The sequence below is a fragment of the Pseudomonas sp. NPDC087358 genome (genome assembly GCF_044900785.1).
In the GTDB taxonomy this organism is placed as follows: domain Bacteria; phylum Pseudomonadota; class Gammaproteobacteria; order Pseudomonadales; family Pseudomonadaceae; genus Aquipseudomonas.
Genome location: NZ_JBJDOA010000003.1, coordinates 449,118 through 465,303 on the forward strand (window position 1 = coordinate 449,118; position 16,186 = coordinate 465,303).

18 protein-coding genes and 2 tRNA genes are annotated in these 16,186 nt (G+C 60.1%); 9 read left to right on the forward strand and 11 right to left on the reverse strand.

Going from position 1 to position 16,186, the window contains the following annotated elements; genetic code table 11:
* Nucleotides 1-95 precede the first annotated feature (95 nt).
* Nucleotides 96-1,406 carry an Nramp family divalent metal transporter gene (locus ACI2KS_RS08810; protein ID WP_404619499.1) on the forward strand — a complete coding sequence of 437 codons (1,311 nt, stop codon included), beginning with the start codon at nucleotides 96-98 and terminating at the stop codon, nucleotides 1,404-1,406.
* 191 nt (nucleotides 1,407-1,597) lie between these two features.
* Here the strand turns inward: ACI2KS_RS08810 and ACI2KS_RS08815 are convergent, their stop codons facing one another.
* Nucleotides 1,598-2,056 (reverse strand): DUF2214 family protein, encoded by a 459-nt coding sequence (locus ACI2KS_RS08815; protein ID WP_404619136.1) that lies wholly within the window; start codon nucleotides 2,054-2,056, stop codon nucleotides 1,598-1,600.
* 128 nt (nucleotides 2,057-2,184) lie between these two features.
* Nucleotides 2,185-3,126, reverse strand: a complete 942-nt coding sequence (gene pbpG, locus ACI2KS_RS08820) for a D-alanyl-D-alanine endopeptidase (protein ID WP_404619138.1) — start codon at nucleotides 3,124-3,126, stop codon at nucleotides 2,185-2,187.
* Nucleotides 3,127-3,403: 277 nt separating this feature from the next.
* On the opposite strand from pbpG, the gene ACI2KS_RS08825 reads away from it, so the two are divergent.
* Nucleotides 3,404-3,964, forward strand: coding sequence for a hypothetical protein (locus ACI2KS_RS08825; RefSeq protein WP_404619140.1), 561 nt, complete (start codon nucleotides 3,404-3,406; stop codon nucleotides 3,962-3,964).
* Nucleotides 3,965-4,067: 103 nt separating this feature from the next.
* On the opposite strand, the gene ACI2KS_RS08830 is transcribed toward ACI2KS_RS08825, so the two are convergent.
* From ACI2KS_RS08830 to ACI2KS_RS08840, 3 genes are all read right to left on the reverse strand, one after another.
* Nucleotides 4,068-4,250 (reverse strand): hypothetical protein, encoded by a 183-nt coding sequence (locus tag ACI2KS_RS08830; protein WP_404619142.1) that lies wholly within the window; start codon nucleotides 4,248-4,250, stop codon nucleotides 4,068-4,070.
* Between the two features lie 235 nt (nucleotides 4,251-4,485).
* A complete protein-coding gene (locus ACI2KS_RS08835) occupies nucleotides 4,486-4,680 on the reverse strand; it encodes a hypothetical protein (RefSeq protein ID WP_404619500.1) in 195 nt (64 codons plus the stop codon).
* Between the two features lie 280 nt (nucleotides 4,681-4,960).
* The gene (locus tag ACI2KS_RS08840; protein ID WP_404619144.1) at nucleotides 4,961-5,308 is read right to left on the reverse strand and encodes a hypothetical protein; all 348 of its coding nucleotides are present in this window, start codon (nucleotides 5,306-5,308) and stop codon (nucleotides 4,961-4,963) included.
* 227 nt (nucleotides 5,309-5,535) lie between these two features.
* Here ACI2KS_RS08840 and ACI2KS_RS08845 point away from each other — a divergent pair, with 227 nt between their 5' ends.
* Nucleotides 5,536-6,351, forward strand: a complete 816-nt coding sequence (locus ACI2KS_RS08845) for a shikimate 5-dehydrogenase (protein WP_404619146.1) — start codon at nucleotides 5,536-5,538, stop codon at nucleotides 6,349-6,351.
* A gap of 132 nt (nucleotides 6,352-6,483) precedes the next feature.
* Here the strand turns inward: ACI2KS_RS08845 and ACI2KS_RS08850 are convergent, their stop codons facing one another.
* Nucleotides 6,484-7,152 carry a YceH family protein gene (locus ACI2KS_RS08850; protein ID WP_404619148.1) on the reverse strand — a complete coding sequence of 223 codons (669 nt, stop codon included), beginning with the start codon at nucleotides 7,150-7,152 and terminating at the stop codon, nucleotides 6,484-6,486.
* A 118-nt stretch (nucleotides 7,153-7,270) separates the two neighbouring features.
* Between ACI2KS_RS08850 and ACI2KS_RS08855 the strand changes: the two genes are divergently transcribed.
* Together ACI2KS_RS08855 and ACI2KS_RS08860 are read left to right on the forward strand one after the other, a co-directional pair.
* Nucleotides 7,271-7,780 carry a DUF1993 family protein gene (locus ACI2KS_RS08855; RefSeq protein WP_404619150.1) on the forward strand — a complete coding sequence of 170 codons (510 nt, stop codon included), beginning with the start codon at nucleotides 7,271-7,273 and terminating at the stop codon, nucleotides 7,778-7,780.
* A 196-nt stretch (nucleotides 7,781-7,976) separates the two neighbouring features.
* Nucleotides 7,977-9,134, forward strand: coding sequence for an MFS transporter (locus ACI2KS_RS08860; protein ID WP_404619152.1), 1,158 nt, complete (start codon nucleotides 7,977-7,979; stop codon nucleotides 9,132-9,134).
* On the opposite strand, the gene nhaR is transcribed toward ACI2KS_RS08860, so the two are convergent.
* Nucleotides 9,131-10,027, reverse strand: coding sequence for a transcriptional activator NhaR (gene nhaR / locus ACI2KS_RS08865; RefSeq protein WP_404619154.1), 897 nt, complete (start codon nucleotides 10,025-10,027; stop codon nucleotides 9,131-9,133). The genes ACI2KS_RS08860 and nhaR overlap by 4 nt on opposite strands.
* A 127-nt stretch (nucleotides 10,028-10,154) precedes the next feature.
* On the opposite strand from nhaR, the gene ACI2KS_RS08870 reads away from it, so the two are divergent.
* Entirely contained in the window at nucleotides 10,155-10,919 is a 765-nt protein-coding gene (locus tag ACI2KS_RS08870) for a TerC family protein (protein ID WP_404619156.1), read from the forward strand.
* Between the two features lie 472 nt (nucleotides 10,920-11,391).
* On the forward strand, nucleotides 11,392-12,096 hold the full coding sequence (locus ACI2KS_RS08875) for a cysteine peptidase family C39 domain-containing protein (RefSeq protein WP_404619158.1): 705 nt from the start codon (nucleotides 11,392-11,394) through the stop codon (nucleotides 12,094-12,096).
* Between the two features lie 19 nt (nucleotides 12,097-12,115).
* Here ACI2KS_RS08875 and ACI2KS_RS08880 read toward each other — a convergent pair whose 3' ends face one another.
* On the reverse strand, nucleotides 12,116-13,399 hold the full coding sequence (locus ACI2KS_RS08880; protein WP_404619160.1) for an NAD(P)/FAD-dependent oxidoreductase: 1,284 nt from the start codon (nucleotides 13,397-13,399) through the stop codon (nucleotides 12,116-12,118).
* A gap of 204 nt (nucleotides 13,400-13,603) precedes the next feature.
* Here ACI2KS_RS08880 and ACI2KS_RS08885 point away from each other — a divergent pair.
* Nucleotides 13,604-13,680 (forward strand) — tRNA-Val (locus ACI2KS_RS08885).
* Between the two features lie 98 nt (nucleotides 13,681-13,778).
* Here ACI2KS_RS08885 and ACI2KS_RS08890 read toward each other — a convergent pair.
* The 3 genes from ACI2KS_RS08890 to ACI2KS_RS08900 all read right to left on the reverse strand — a co-directional run bounded on the left by ACI2KS_RS08890 (nucleotide 13,779) and on the right by ACI2KS_RS08900 (nucleotide 15,658).
* Nucleotides 13,779-14,000 (reverse strand): hypothetical protein, encoded by a 222-nt coding sequence (locus tag ACI2KS_RS08890; protein WP_404619502.1) that lies wholly within the window; start codon nucleotides 13,998-14,000, stop codon nucleotides 13,779-13,781.
* A gap of 160 nt (nucleotides 14,001-14,160) precedes the next feature.
* Entirely contained in the window at nucleotides 14,161-14,508 is a 348-nt protein-coding gene (locus ACI2KS_RS08895; RefSeq protein ID WP_404619162.1) for a hypothetical protein, read from the reverse strand.
* Nucleotides 14,509-14,638: 130 nt separating this feature from the next.
* On the reverse strand, nucleotides 14,639-15,658 hold the full coding sequence (locus tag ACI2KS_RS08900) for a hypothetical protein (protein WP_404619164.1): 1,020 nt from the start codon (nucleotides 15,656-15,658) through the stop codon (nucleotides 14,639-14,641).
* A gap of 228 nt (nucleotides 15,659-15,886) precedes the next feature.
* Here ACI2KS_RS08900 and ACI2KS_RS08905 point away from each other — a divergent pair.
* Nucleotides 15,887-15,963, forward strand: a tRNA-Val gene (locus ACI2KS_RS08905).
* Nucleotides 15,964-16,186: the final 223 nt, after the last annotated feature.

Here is a 16,186-nt window from a genome sequence, read left to right on the forward strand (position 1 = left end):
CATGGTAGAGCTTTTGCAGAGTTTCAAGACAAAACATTTCTGCGAGTTTAAGCTTCGTGGCTGATTAATATCATTGCCGGACTCCCGTGAAATACATACTCCCGACCACCGCTACCGCTCCTTTCTGCCCTTCGGCGGTCACTGACAGCGTCGCCATTCCTGCCAATGCATCGTTCTTGCGCAAGATGATGTTGTTCGTAGGCCCTGGTTTGTTGATCTCCATCGGCTACATGGACCCCGGCAACTGGGCCACCGCCATCGAAGCGGGCTCGCGTTTTGGTTACGCGTTGCTGTTCGTGGTGGTGCTGGCCAGCCTGTCGGGCATGGTGCTGCAGAATCTCTGTTCGCGGCTGGGCATCGCCACCGGCCGCGACCTGGCGCAATTGTCCGCCGAGCGTTACAGCCGTCGGGTGGGGATGGGCCAGTGGATCCTGGCCGAGCTGTCGATTCTGGCCACGGACCTGGCCGAAGTGCTGGGCGCTGCGCTGGCCTTTCACCTGTTGCTGGGCGTCTCGATCACCACCGGTGTGGCCTTGACCGCCTTCGATACGGTGATCGTGCTGGCGTTGCAGGGCGCCAACTTCCGCCGTCTGGAGGCGATCGTCCTGGGCCTGATCGTGACCATTGCCACCTGTTTTTTCATCGAACTGGTGCTGATCAAGCCGTTCTGGCCGGACGTGGCAGCCGGGCTGAAACCGTCATGGGCGGTGCTCAGCCAGCAGGAGCCGTTGTATATCGCCATTGGCATTCTGGGTGCGACGGTGATGCCACATAACCTCTACCTGCACTCGTCTGTGGTGCAGACCCGGGTCAATGGCACCTCGGTTCAGAGCAAGGCCAGCGCGATTCGCTTTGCCCGGGTGGACACCATCGGCTCGCTGAGCATGGCCCTGGTGATCAACGCCGCGATCCTGATTCTTGCAGCGGCGGCCTTTCACGGCACAGGCCATGCGGACGTGGTGGAAATCCAGGACGCCTATCACCTGCTCGACCCCCTGGTGGGTGGCACGCTGGCCAGCGTGCTGTTCGGCGTTGCCTTGCTGGCGGCAGGACAAAGCTCGACCTTTACCGGCACCATCGCCGGCCAGGTGGTACTCGAAGGGTTTCTCAAGGCCAGGATCCCTTGCTGGCAACGGCGGCTGGTCACCCGCGGGCTGGCACTGATCCCGGCGCTGATCGGGGTGATCTGGTTCGGTGACGGGGCGGTGGGCAAGATGCTGGTGCTAAGCCAGGTGGTGCTCAGTCTGCAGCTGCCCTTTGCGCTGTGGCCGTTGATCCGTTTCACCAGCGACAAACAGCTGATGGGGCCGTTTGCCAACAACATCCTCACCAAGACCCTGGCCTGGGGGCTGTTCGGGTTGATATCGGCGGCGAACCTGACGTTGATGTTTTTCTGGCTCAATTGATGCTGTCGGGCACATCGGGCCTGTTGTAGCGGCCCGACTTGCAGGCCAACGCGCTACGTCGGTCGACCTATGGGTAACTGACCCTGCGCATTCGCCAGCAAGCCGGCTCCTACAATAGAGCGCGGCGGGTCAGCTGGATTGAACGGTTCTCACACCCCGCCGGGCAGAAGCGATTCGCACCGCAGCTCGACTCAACTCAACAGGATTCCCCGCGCCATGCCGGTGGCGGCGATGACGATGATGACCATCAGCGCCGCTTCCATGTGGCTGATCCGTGCAAAGCGCCGTGAGCGTGAGGTGTCGATGGGCTGGTTTTTCTTGAACGCGATGCGCCATTTGATCAGGGCGAACATCGGTACCACCTCAAGCGCCAGGATGGCGACGAAGGCGGTGATTTTCAGATGAAACAGCGGTTGATGCAGGTAGTAGTAAGAGCCTTTTTCCAGCCCGCCGAACGCCCGGAAGGCGCCGGTGATCAGCAGGATGCCCGCCGAAACGCCCCAGATGTTGTCGACCACGAACACATCGCGAAAAGAGCGTGGGTCATCGCTGCGCAAGCGTCGCAAGGCCCGTCCCCTTGCCAACACCGCCGCCAACGCAAAACCGAAAGCCAACAAGTGCAACGCAGCCACTACCCATTTTATGAGCATGGTTCAACTCCCCCGAGCATGTCTAAAGCAAGCGTCAACAGATCAAGCTTAGCGGGTCGTTGGGGTTGTGCTTGTGCAAAAACGACATGACTGATCGTTCCCACGCGCTGCGTGGGAACGATCATGGTTCACTCCGACGCCTGAAGCCCTTTCTGCTTCATGACCAAGTTCTTTTCCTTCTTGTACTGCAGCGCCACTTCCGGCGCCGGGCCGCTCTTGCCGGTTTCCATCCACAGGCGCATGCGGCTGGCATCGGCGAAATGGGTAAATTTGCCGAACGCATCCAGGATCACCACGGACACCTGACGATTGGCCATGCTGGTCAGCAGCACCAGACAGTGACCCGCCTGGTTGGTGAAGCCGGTCTTGGTCAGCTTGATGTCCCAGTTGGACTTGCGCACCAGGTGGTCGGTGTTGCTGAAACCCAAGGTGTAGGTGGGCTTGCGGAAGGTCACGGTTTTTTCCGGGGTGGTGCTCAGCTCGCGCAGCATCGGGTAGTTGCGCGCGGCCAGCGCCAGCTTGGTCAGGTCGCGAGCCGTCGAAACGTTGAACACTGACAGCCCGGTCGGCTCCATGTACACGGTGTGGCTCATGCCCAGGGCGCGGGCCTTGGCGTTCATCGCCTTGATGAACGCCGGGTAGCCGCCCGGATAGCTGTGAGCCAGGCTGGCGGCGGCGCGGTTTTCCGAGGACATCAGGGTAATGAGCAGCATGTCGTGACGATTGAGTTCGCTGCCCAGCTTGACCCGAGAGAACACGCCTTTCATTTCAGCGGTCTGGGAGATGTCGACCTTGACCATCTCATCCATCGGCAACTTGGCATCCAGCGTGACCATGGCAGTCATCAGCTTGGTGACCGATGCGATGGGCACGACGATATCCGGATTGCTCGAATACAACACCTGACCGGTTTGCAGATCGGTGATCATTGCGCTGCCGGAGGCCAGATGAAGATTGGCAGGGTCGCGGTTGAAAGCAGCAGGTTCGTTCGCAAGGGCGCCGGTGGAAAGCGCCGAGCCTGTAAGTGCAAATAATAGGCCGATGAGAGATGTGCGAATTTTCAAGAGCAAAGCTCACTTATTGATTGTAGACAGCGTGGAGGGTCGGTCTTTATTCAAGCACGACAACAAGATCGGCGCATTTTATGAGCAAGTTTCCAGCTGTGTCGATGGGGGAACAGAGGCGTTTGTGCAATAAAAGCAGCGCGTTCGGCATTCGTTCAGGTTAGCTGCGAAAAAACCCTGTATTTAACCCGGTGGCATCAATATTCGTGGCACTTGTGCCGGTCACCGATTAGCATTCCACGCCATTGATAACCATCATTCGAATCGAGTCAGGAGTTGCGCAATGCCCAAGGGTTTTATCAGCAGGGATTACGCCGCATTGGTGTTCGCGGCGGCAATCGTCGCGGTGCTTCTGCTTTTCACCGGCCTGTTTGTGAAACCTTCCGACTGGGCTGGCTGGATTCAGGCCATCGGCTTGATCGTCGGGCTGATGATGGCGGTGACGGTGCCAGCGATCCAGCGACGTCAGGACCTGGCCGCCCAGCAAAAGCAGGTACGTGATCGCGAGACCGGTTATGCCCGGCGCATGCAGTACCTGTGCGCCGAGCTCAATGAGCTGCTGGGCAAAATCACGGTCAACCTGGTGCACCTGCGGGCAACCGATCGTCACCGTCTGCAACGCACGCTGGAGGATTACCTGCACCGGCTGTTCGAATCCCACAAGCTGGACCAGAACGATGACCGCGTGGTAATCGCCCATGAGCTGCGCCTGATCGCCAATGAGCTGATCGATGAACTGGAAACCGGGCGCTCTGACCGGGTGGTACTTGGCGCGCTGGAAAAACGCCTGCAGAAGCTGGCTCACCGCTGTCAGGTCAACGCCACGATGGCCGAGCGAGTCTGATCGGGCCGCGCCGAATCGCGGGCAAAAAAAAGCCCGCGTCAGGGGATGCGGGCTAAAGGTAAGTGCGGAGCAACGCACGATTCAGAGAAACAGCGAATTCGGTTCAGCTATTGAGTGTGCGGGTCTGCATCTGCTGCGACAGCGCTTGCGCCGCTGGCAGAGAGACAAGCGGCCCGCTGACGGGCTCGCCGTTGTGCATCAGATACCAACATGCCAGCAGGCCGCGCTGGCGGAGCTGCGCGGGGACTGCGCTGCCGACTACCGACATGATTTGAACCTTGGTCATAAGTGCCTCCATCAATCTATGGGGCTACTTTAAGGCGTGCCTTCCCTCTGCAGAAATCACCGCTCTCGATAGTCGTCATTGATGAGCCAGAGGTCTGCTATTGAAAAGAAAAGGTAATGCAACGGTGTTGTGCATCACGTTGCTACAGGGTGCGCACTTCAGAAGTCTGGCTTGATGACGATTTGCAACGCGCGTGCCCCCGCAGCCCGCCAAGGCGCCAGCGGACCGTGCTGGATCAATCGACGACCTGATCGAGCATGGCAATGACCTCATGTTCGGAAATCAGGCCTTTGTCGACAAGGTTCTGGGCCAGCAACGATACGAACTTCGCCGCACGATGTCCTTCCAGGCTTTTGAGTTCGGTGAGGGCGTTGTAAACCTTGCTGGAAGTGCAGAGCCCGGCAGTACGGTGCGGGTTTTGTGTCGGCATGGGCGCCCCTTTTTTATTGATGATTAATGCAATGGCGACAGCAAGTGCATGCAGCGCCAGTATGGCCGGGTTATTTGATTTGCACTGTTCCGGGCGCGACGTTGTCATGTTCGTTCAAACTGTCCGGAACATGACGAAAGTTTCATCTGTGTCGAGCCTTGCACCATAACCGGCACATACGCCAGCCGCCAGAAAACAAAAACCCCGCCTGTTGGGCGGGGTCTGGGATGTGGAGAGTTGCCGGCCAGTGACCGGCGGTCTCGATGTTGACAGCCGGTACTTACCAGCGGCCGCCGCCATGGTAGTAGCCGTGAGGCGGGCCGTAGTAGCGGGGCGGGCCGTAGTAGCCAGGGCCGTAGACCACCGGACGTTCAACCACGTAGGCTGGCTGGTAGTAGACCGGCGGTGGCGGTGGCGGCGCGTAGTAAACAGGCGCTGGCGCGACATATACCGGAGGCGGTGCCGCGTACACGGGACCTGAAGCCACTGCCGCGCCAACCACGCCGCCGACGACTGCGCCGATTACTGCCGCTCCACCCCAGCCTGGACCGCCGCCATGGGCTTGAGCCTGGCCTGCGATGGCGAGGGCACCTAACAACAAGGCAACCTTGGGGATGTGACGAATCATGACTGTTCCTCGGTGTTCAGTCCCGTTGTCGCGAGCCTGCGTTACGCTCAGGCACTGCCACGGGATAACTGATCAGACAACGACTTTCGAGATATCTGCGAAGCCGTTGCGTAAATTTTGTGTAAGGTATCGGACAACATTGATGACAATTGCGCTGTTGACCGCTGCAAGCAATTGAATTCTACGCCTTTGCTCAGGTGTATACCTAATACCGTTCAGGAGATTTCATGTCCGTTACTGCAAGCAAGGAAACACTGTTGTGCATGTCCCTGGCCGGCCGTCCCGGCAACTTCGGCGTTCGCTTTCATAACCATCTGTATCAACAGTTGGGCCTGAACTTCTACTATAAGGCCTTTTCCCCCAGCGACCTGCCAGCGGCGATCAGCGGCATGCGTTCGCTGGGCATTCGCGGTTGTGGCGTGTCGATGCCGTTCAAGGAGGCATGTATCGCGCTGGTTGATGAGATGGACGACTCGGCGGCTGCCATCCAATCGATCAATACCATCGTCAACACCAACGGCCACCTGAAGGCCTACAACACCGATTACATCGCCGTGGCGCAATTGCTCGACAGCCACGCGGTGACCCGCACCCGCTTTGCCTTGCGCGGCAGCGGCGGGATGGCCAAGGCGGTGGCCTGCGCCATGCGCGATGCCGGATTTACCGATGGCCTGATCGTGGCGCGCAATGAAACCGCGGGCAGGGCGCTGGCCATGAGCTGCGGCTTTGAGTGGCAGGCGGAACTGGGCGGCGAGAGGCCGCCGCTGTTGGTCAACGTCACGCCTCTGGGGATGGCAGGGGATCAGGCTGACGCCTTGGCGTTCGAGGTGGATGCCATCGAAGCCGCCGATACGGCTTTCGATGTGGTCGCCACCCCGGCGCGCACGCCATTTATCGTGCATGCCGAAATACTCGGCAAGCGCCTGATCAGCGGGGATCAGGTGGCGGCGATTCAGGCGCTGGAGCAGTTCATCCTGTACACCGGCGTGACCCCGACCCAGGCGCAATACCAGGCAGCTGCGGCGTTTGCTCGGGGAGACTGAAGTGTTCCCCGTGGCTGATCAGCACCTGTAGCAGGGCCGTCTGCTGGCGCTATCTTGTCCACATTGTCAGCGCCGGCAAGCCGGGCTGCTCAAGCCGGGCTGCTACAGAAGGTGGGCAGGCAGTTTCGGGCGCTATCCCTCCAGCCTGGCCAGCCGCTCCTCCAGCGACGCAATGCGCGCCTCCAGCTCTTCGACCCGCTCGGCCAGCGCCGAGCTGCCGCCCGTGGGGCGCTCCGCGGGGTTCTGCCGCGCCGCCAGGATCGCTTCCATGTCCGCCGGATCGCCCAGGGCGTGCATGTACCGGTCCTCGCGCTGGCCGGCCTGTCTTGGGATCAGCACCGCCAGGCCGCGACCGATCAGGCGCTCCAGTTGATGGACCACGCCGTCAGCGTCGTCAAAGTCATGCATGCGGTTGCTGCGGGTCAAAAGCTCATTGACCGTCTGCGGGCCGCGCAACAGCAGCAAACCGATGAGGATCATCTGCGCCGGGACCAGTTCCAGGGTCTTGTCGACCCGATGTTCCCAGCGATCGGCGCGACTGCCCATGACCAGTCGAGTCAACTGCTGACCTTCAAGCGCCCGCAGACTTTGCCCGACCTGACCGGGCGTGAGGGTCATCACCGGCTCGCGGCTGGTTTTCTGATTGCAGGCCAATACCAACGCGTTGAGAGTCAGTGGATAGGTTTCGGGATTGGTCGCCTGTTTTTCGATCAGACAGCCCAGAATGCGCACTTCGGTGCTGTTCAATTGCAGCGCGTTTGCCGGCTCGGCAGTGTTGTCGAAATCTTGCTCGGTAGACATGGCGCTTTCCCCAGGCGTTGAAAAGGCTATGAGGGTAGGGGCCGGATGAGGTAAAAGACAAGCCGCGTTCGCATACTGTCGATGCTCATCAATGCGACTTACCCCATCAGGAACTGCCATGACTATTTCCCTGTACGCCGCCTCCATTCCTGTCTTCAAGCAAATGCTCACCGCCCTCGGCGCCGTGCTGGCCAAAGGTGAAGCCCACGCCACCGCCAGAAACATCCAGCCAGATGCCCTGCTGCAGGCGCGTCTGTTCCCGGACATGTTCCAGCTGGTGCGTCAGGTGCAGATTGCCGTGGATTTCGCCAAAGGCGCCAGCGCGCGTCTTTCCGGCATCGAGCCACCGAAGTATGAAGACAGCGAAACCACCTTCGCGGACCTGCAAGCGTTGCTGACAAAGGTGCTGGCCTTTATCGAGACCATTACCCCAGAGCAGGTCAACGGCAACGAAGAGCGCGAAATCGTTCTGCGTCCGGGCACCGACAAGGAAAAGCGTCTGAGCACCCAGACCTACCTGCTGCATTACTCGCTGCCGCAGTTCTTCTTCCACGTCACCACTGCGTATGACCTGTTGCGCCACAATGGCGTGGAAGTCGGCAAGCGTGACTACATGGGCGCCTACTGATCGACCAGCCTGCATCTGTGATCGGATTGAACCCCTGATGCGCACCGCCGTCTGATCTCTCTCGGTCGGCGGTTGTGCTTTTTGTCTGCGTGCCCGGCCTGTGCCGTGCCGCTGTCTGTTACCATTCGCGTTCCTGTATTTGCATCCCGACCGACCACTCCGCAAGGACTGGTCGTTTCGTCGTTCTGGAGTTTTGATGTTTTTTCCCATCTATCTGCTGGCGGCTGCCGGTTTCACCGTGCTGACCACAGAATTCGTGATTGTCGGCCTGCTGCCGGCGATTGCCCGTGATCTGGCTGTCACTATCCCTCAAGCAGGGCTGCTGGTGACCCTGTTCGCGTTCACGGTGGCGTGCTTCGGCCCGTTTCTGACCGCCTATTTCTCGCGCTTCGAACGCAAGCGCCTGTTTATCTCTGTGCTGATCATGTTTGGTGTCGCCAATGCGGTGGCGGCCGTGGCGCCGAATATCGGGGTGATGGCGGTCGCGCGGTTGATTCCGGCGCTCGGCCTGCCGGTGTTCTGGGCCTTGGCCAGCGAGACCGCAGTGGACATCGTCGGACCGGATCACGCCGGCCGCGCGATTGCCAAGATCGGCTTCGGCATCGTCTGCGCCACGGTGTTCGGCATCCCGGTCGGGACCTTGATCTCCGATGCGTTCGGCTGGCGCAGCGCCTTCGCGATCCTGTCCGTGGTGGCCTTCGCCAAGGCGCTGTTGCTGTTTATTTACCTGCCGACAAGCGTGCACAAGGATCAGGCCTCGTTCAGCAGTCAATTCAGCATCCTGCGCAGCCGCCTCATGCAAGGTCACGTGTTGCTGTCGGTGCTGGTCTTCAGCGGCATGTTCACCGCCTACACCTATCTGGCTGACATGCTTGAGCGACTGGCCGGTTTCGACGGGACGGTGGTGGGCTGGAGTCTGATGGGCTTTGGCGCTGTCGGCTTGTTGGGCAATTCGTTGGGTGGGCGGCTGGTGGACCGTCATCCGCTGATCGCCAGCCTGACCTTCTGCATCTTCATGGTCGGCGGCATGGTGATGGTGGTGCCCAGCATGCATTCATTGCCAGCATTGGCGCTGGCTCTGGCGGTCTGGGGCGTGACCCAGGCAGCTCTGTTCCTGGTCAGCCACGTACGCCTGATGAAGGCCGCGCCCCAGGCTCCGGCGTTCGCCGCGTCACTGAACATCGCCGGGGCGAACCTGGGGATCGGCATCGGCGCAATCATCGGCGGGCGCGTCATCGATCACCTTGGGCTGGGCAATCTGGGCTTTGCCGCGGCCGGCATCATTGTGCTGTCGATCCTGCTGGCGCTGGTGCTGATGGCGGCCAAGCCCAAGCAAGCCTGCTGCAACGCCTAATCAGTGAATAACTGGCGTCGGGCGCCTTCGGTGATGGCAACGATGCCGGGGTGCTTGACCTTGCGCTCGACCGAGATCGCGTAGAACGACTCGGTCACCGCGTCCGTCTGGCCGATCAGTTCGACGTCGTATTGCTCCATCACTTCATCGGCGATCACGCTGGGGGCGATGAAAATCCCGCTGCCGGACTTGCCAAAAGCCTTCATCAAAGCGCTGTCGTCGAACTCGCCGACAATTCTGGGCTGCACATTCTGCTCGGCAAACCAGCGCATCAAACGGTGTCGCACCACCGTCTGCTGACCCGGGATCAATAAGGGAGCGCCCTGCATGCCCTGCGGAAAGTCCTGCCCATAGACCGCTGCCAAGGCCCTCGTTGCAAAAAAGCTCACGCCGCATTCCCCCAGTTTCTGGCTAAAACCCTTGATGTCCAGATGCGAAGGCATGGGGCTGTCGGAGATCACCAGATCCAGACGTTGAATTGCAAGGTCCGCCAGCAGGCGTTCGAGCTGGTCCTCCCGGCAGGTGATGCGCACCGGCTCGCTCAGCGCCATGGTCGGGGCGATCAGACGATACACAATGGACTTGGGCACCACGTCGGCGACGCCGACCCGAAACAGGATCTGCTGTTCATCCGGCTGGGTGCGCAGCAGCGCTTCCAGCTCCCCGCCCAATTGAAACATCTGCTCGGCGTAGGGCAGGGCCAGGCGGCCGGTTTCGGTCAGCTCCAGCTGCCGCCCGACCCGCTTGAACAGCTCAACGCCGTAAGTCTGCTCCAGCAGGCTGATCTGCCCGCTGATGGTCTGCGGCGTGAGGTTCAGCTGCTCGCAGGCGCGAACGATGCTGCCGGTCTTGGCCACGACCCAGAAATAATGCAGCTGGCGATAGTTCAGCATAGGGTTCCTGTGATCCGATAGTTCGTTAAAACCGAAGTATACGCCTTGAAAATACGAATTTTCCTGAAGTGTGCTCGTCTCTAGAATGCGGCCCTATCTCCTCGAACTGACTTCGGACGACAGGCTTATGGAATATCTTCTGCAACTGGCGGCAAGCCCCACCGCCTGGGTGGCGCTCGCGACGCTGGTGGTGATGGAGATCGTGCTGGGGATCGACAATCTGATCTTCATCTCGATCCTGACCAATAAACTGCCGGTGCATCAGCGCACCCGGGCGCGCCGCATCGGTATCAGCATGGCGCTGTTCCTGCGCCTGGGCCTGTTGACCACGGTGGCCTGGATCGTCCAGCTGACCGAGCCGGTGGTGGACGTGTTGGGCCAGACGTTCTCCTGGAAAGACATGATCCTGATCGCCGGTGGCCTGTTCCTGGTGTGGAAGGCGACCACCGAGATCCACCATAGCGTGGACATCAAGAGCGATGAGGAAAAAGCCGTATCCAGCACCGTGGTCATGGGCATGGCCGCTGCGATCGGTCAGATCCTGCTGCTGGACCTGGTGTTCTCCATCGACAGCATCGTCACAGCCGTCGGCATGACTGAGCACTTGCCGATCATGATCATCGCCGTGATTGCCGCCGTGATCGTGATGCTGGTCGCTTCCGAGCCTCTGGCGAAGTTCATCAATGACAACCCGACAGTGGTCATGCTGGCGCTGGGCTTTTTGATCATGATTGGCATGACCTTGATCGCCGAAGGCTTCGGCGCCCATGTGCCCAAGGGTTACGTGTACACCGCCATGGCGTTCTCGGCGTTGATCGAGGGTCTGAACATGCTGGTTCGGCGCGCCAGACAGCGAAAGCTGGAAGCCGAGGCACAAGCGCACAAAGCCTGATCAAGGGCGTTCAACGAAAAACGGTCGGGATGGGGACTCCATCACCGACCGTTTTGCCATGTGCACCTGGTGAAAGGACGGGCGTCAGTGCGCAGGGGCGTGACGCGGTTTGCGCACTGGGATGCGCGACGATCTGGCTGCTTCAGTACTGCGATAGTGGGGGTGATGGCGACGGGAAATCCGCATCACACCCCACAACATGGCGCCGGCAACAGCCAGCCACGCAGCGATCAACATCACAATGGTCATTCCGAGGCTCATGCTTTCCTCCGGCTACTTCACTTTTCGTCTCCCTATGATCGACAGTCTAGTACGGCTGTTGTTTCTGAAAATTGACCGATGGTCTTAATCCCATGACCGATTTGTTCTATCCAGCCACGCGCACTGTGCAATGAGGCTATACCCCAGGCGTTGGCGGCTCTATGATCGGCGTCCAGGCCGGGTCGCGGGTTGCCCGGCACCAGACAAGTGAGTGAAAAACGTGTCTCTATCGGACGTCTCTGGCGGCAAACGGAACTGGTTGGCCCTGATCGTGGTGCTGGCCTTGGCAGGTTGCGCTGACTCTCACGGCTATAAACCCGGCTATCCGCCGGAGTACAAGCGCCTGCCGGACCGGGTGGAGATCAACTCGGTGCCGTTTTTCAGGGGCAGGGCCTGGCAGAGTGGGCCATTCGCCCTGGCCAGCATGCTGAGCGTGCACGGGGTACAGACCACACCGGGATTGCTGGAAAAGCCGTTGAAGTTGCCCGGTGCCCAAGAGCAACTGGAGCGCAACATGCTCAATCTTGCCCGTGAATACGGCTTTGTGGTCTACCCGGTCGACCGCCAGTTCCCCGATCTGCTGGCGCAGGTCTCGGCAGGTTACCCGGTGCTGCTGCGCTTCTCCGAAGGCTCGCTGTGGTGGAAGGATCAGCGTTACGGCGTGCTGGTGGGATTCAACCAGAACAAGCGCACGGTGTTGATTTACACCGGGATGGGTCGCCTGACCGTGAGTTTCGAGGAGTTCACCTCAGACTGGGGCAACGCCGGTAACTGGGCAGTGCTGGTGCAAAGCCCTCGGCAGCTGCCCGTGCCGGTAGATCGCGAGCGCTGGCTCAAGGCGGCCAATGACCTGGCTCAGGCCGGTCAGGAGCAGGCCGCAGGTGAAGCGGTGAAGGCGATCAATAACGTGCGTTGACCGCCTGGGGCTGCTGCGCTTAAAACCCCAGTTTGTCACGCAGGCTGTAATACCACGCGCCCATCGCCGTCAGCGGCGTGCGCAGCATCTGCCCGCCGGGGAAAGGGTAATGCGGCAGCCCGGCGAACGCGTCAAAACGCTGGGCCTGGCCACGCAGCGCCTCAGCCAGCACTTTGCCCGCCAGGTGCGTGTAAGTGACGCCGTGGCCGCTGCACCCTTGCGAGTAATAGATGTTATCGCCCAAGCGTCCCACCTGCGGCAGGCGCGACAGGGTCAGCAGGAAATTTCCGGTCCAGGCGTAATCGATTTTCACGTCCTTGAGCTGTGGGAATGCCTTGAGCATTTTTGGCCGGATGATCGCCTCGATGTTCGCCGGATCGCGCGCGCCGTACACCACACCACCGCCGAAGATCAGACGCTTGTCCCCGGAAAGGCGGTAATAGTCGAGCAAGTAGTTGCAGTCTTCGACGCAGTAATCCTGCGGCAGCAAGGTGCTGGCCAGTTCTTCGCTCAGAGGCTCGGTGGTGATGACCTGAGTACCGCACGGCATCGATTTGGCCGCCAGTTCCGGCACCAGATTGCCTAGATAGGCGTTGCCGGCAACGATGATGAACTTCGCACGGACCTTGCCTTGCTCGGTATGCACCACAGGATTTGCGCCGCGCTCGATACGGATCGCAGCGGATTGCTCATGGATCACGCCCCCCAGCGATTCCACGGCGGCGGCTTCGCCCAAGGCCAGGTTCAACGGATGGATGTGGCCGCCGCTCATGTCGAGCATGCCGCCGATATATTGATCGCTGGCCACCACTTCGCGTATGCGGCGCTGGTCCATCAACTCTAACTGCTGATGGCCGTAGCGTTCCCAGAGTCGTTTCTGCGCTTCCAGATGGTCCATCTGTTTGCGGGTGATGGCGGCAAACACGCCGCCGTCTTTCAGGTCGCATTGAATCTGGTATTTGGCGACACGTTCGCGAATGATACGTGCGCCTTCGAATGCCATCTCACCCAGCAGCTGGGCCTGACCGGGGCCTACGGTGCGCTCGATGACGTCGATGTCACGGCTGTAGCTGTTGACGATCTGTCCGCCGTTGCGCCCCGACGCGCCGAAGCCGACTTTTGCCGCTTCAAGCACGGTGACCTTGAAGCCATGTTCGAGGAGGAAGAGGGCGCTGGAAAGCCCGGTATATCCAGCACCGATGATGCAGACGTCAGTTTCCACTTCACCTTGCAGTGCCGGACGCGCAGGGACCGGATTCGCGGAGTCGGCATAGTAAGACTGTGGGTATGCGGTGTTGGTCATGCTAAAGGCCCCTGTCTAATATTCTTTACGAGTGCGGCGATCCTACCCGAGATGTAGGCCCGTAACCAGCAGGGGGAGAGGTTTTAGTGTCTTAAATATGTGCCACTTACTCGTTCCGTATATTAAAAGGCAATAACTTTCAGTGAGTTATCGAAACAGCCCTGTTGACAGCCTGTTGAATATAAGTAGAATGCCGCCCACAGCAGGCACGTAGCTCAGTTGGTTAGAGCACCACCTTGACATGGTGGGGGTCGTTGGTTCGAGTCCAATCGCGCCTACCAAACAAATCCGCTCTGCTGGGCGGTAACGAAAAGGGCGGCCCGAGAGGGTCGCCCTTTTTGCTGTGCCTGTCTGTCACTTGATCGTCGCCCGGAACCGTTTATTCCAGCTTCGCGCGAGTGATGCGTCCTGCCTTGATCTCGTCAGCGTAGGCGCGCAGGCGGTCAGCGTCCTTGTATTGCTGATTCATCAGATGCAGTACCGCGACGACATCGACATCCTTGATGCGCTCTGCCAGCCGGCTGATCTCTCCGGCAGTACGTTCCAGATTGCCGGCGATTGTGTTCAGTTCGCGCTTGAGTTCCAGCGCTGACTTCTTCATACCCACGATGGTGCTCCCTGAAAAACCGAAAGGGCGGGACTGACAGCAGTCGTCGCCCTTCATCCAGCAACGCTTCAAAACAACCCTATGATACGCCGGTTTTCGATCGGTCTGGCCTTGGCTGGTGACGATTGACAGGGTCGCGAAGCGAGGGCTGGTGTCAACCGCCTGCCCCACCTGCGCTGGATGAGCTGCCGGAAGAACCTTTGGAGTTGCTGCCGGTAGAGCCGCTGCCGCTGGTGCTGCCTCCCGGCAAGTCCGCATCATTATTGCCGCCAGTACCGTTGCTCATCGAGCCGGTATTCATGCCACGGCGTATCCCCATTGCTCCATTACCAGGGTCGGTATCGACACCCTGTCTTTGCGTGTCGTTGCCCTGAGTCCTCGGATCCACGCCGGATTGCGAGGGCGACGCACCCATTTCCGGGGACGCTGAACCGGCCAGTGCTGCCAGCGAACTGCATGTCAGGGCGCAACCGAGCGCCAGTGCCGCAAGTGAGCTTTTCATCAGGTGATCTCCATGTCTTAGTCCTAACTTGATGTTGGGCTGCCCGACCTCGCACATAGTGCCGCGATGGCGACGAGCGGCTGTGTCGATGTGCGTTGCGGCTGCGCGGCTTCGCTTGCACAAGCGCGGTTCATTGCGCCTCGGCGCTGTCGAGCGATGACGGCAGCAGTGGAGCATCGCCCAGGCTGCCTTCGATTTGTCCGGCGATGGCATACACCCCGGCCAGGACACCGAAATCCGGGTTGTCGATCAAGCTGCGTTTTTTGTCATTGAGCGCAGATGAAAGGCTGCTTCGCAGTTGTTGTTCCATTTCGGCGCGTTCGTGCTGATGGGTGATCGCGCCGAATCCAGCCATGCCGACCGAGATCATCAGCCCGGCCACTCGCCCGACGGCGGCGGCAATCGCGCTGGCTGCGCCGCGCGGGGCAAGGCTGGCTTCGAGCTTTTCACTGGAGTGGATGGCCACCGAAGAAATACCGGCGTCGGGTCTGCCGGCATCGGGTCCGGTGGCAGCTTTGTGAATCTGCTCGATGAGGGCGACGTAGGCGGGCATCTTCGCCAACGGTTCGGCATGGATCAGTTGGTACAGCGTCGCGCTGCCGTTCGGTGGCGCTGCCAGGGAGATGGCCGGGATCGCATTGAGGTGGGCGTCAAACTGCTCGGCCGCAATGTTGTAGCGTTGGGCGATGGGCGGCAGTTGCTGGTCGAGCAGCTGAATGTAATAGGCCGTCGCCTGAACCATCACCGCTTCAGGGTCGATCTGACGGGACACCGGGACAAGCACCCGCTCGCGGTATTGCTCTTGCAGATAGCCATCCAGGCGCTGCGCTGGCGTCTGGGCCGGTTTTTGACTGCTGACCTTGTACCAGCTGACCTTGAGTGTCAGCCATTGCTGGGTCCAGTAGCCGGTGAACCACGGAATGAAATCCGATTCGGTGCGCTGGTAGACGCTGTCCATCCAGCTGTCCATGGTTTGCGTGGCGTAGCGCCGGGCCGGCGTGGTGGCCGACTTCGATGCGGCGAGGATCTCCTGATCCACCTGATGCCAGGTGGTGGGTGATACCTGCACCGCAGCAGGCACAGGTTTGGAGGCGGACGCGCAGCTCGCCAGTGTCACCATCAGAGCAATGATCAGGGCGCGCACGTTCATGGTGCCGGTGCCTTGGGGGTGTCGGCTGATCGGTCCGCTGCTGCCGGATACCCTGGCCAGCGGTCTTTCCAGTATAGGCAGCGAAAACATCGGGGCTGGCCAGGTCGCTTGCAACGGTGTCGTGGCGACACTTGGCCGGGGCTGCAAAAAATTCGCATATTCATAGGCTTAGTGCGCAAAAAAGACGTTGACACATAGTTGAATATCCGTAAAATGCCGACCCACAGCAGGCACGTAGCTCAGTTGGTTAGAGCACCACCTTGACATGGTGGGGGTCGTTGGTTCGAGTCCAATCGCGCCTACCAAACAAAATCCGCTCTGCTGGGCGGTACCGAAAGGGCGAATCGAAAGATTCGCCCTTTTTTGTCGTCCGCGATTTACTGCCGGTCACGCCTTGTGCAGCAGCGGCGCCACTCTCACGCTGTCGTCACGCGCCTGCCCGTTCGGTCGTCAGGCCCGGGCGAGAAAAAAATCCTGATTTTTCAAGCTATCGCCTGGACCTTTTGCCACGATGCACGATCATCAGTG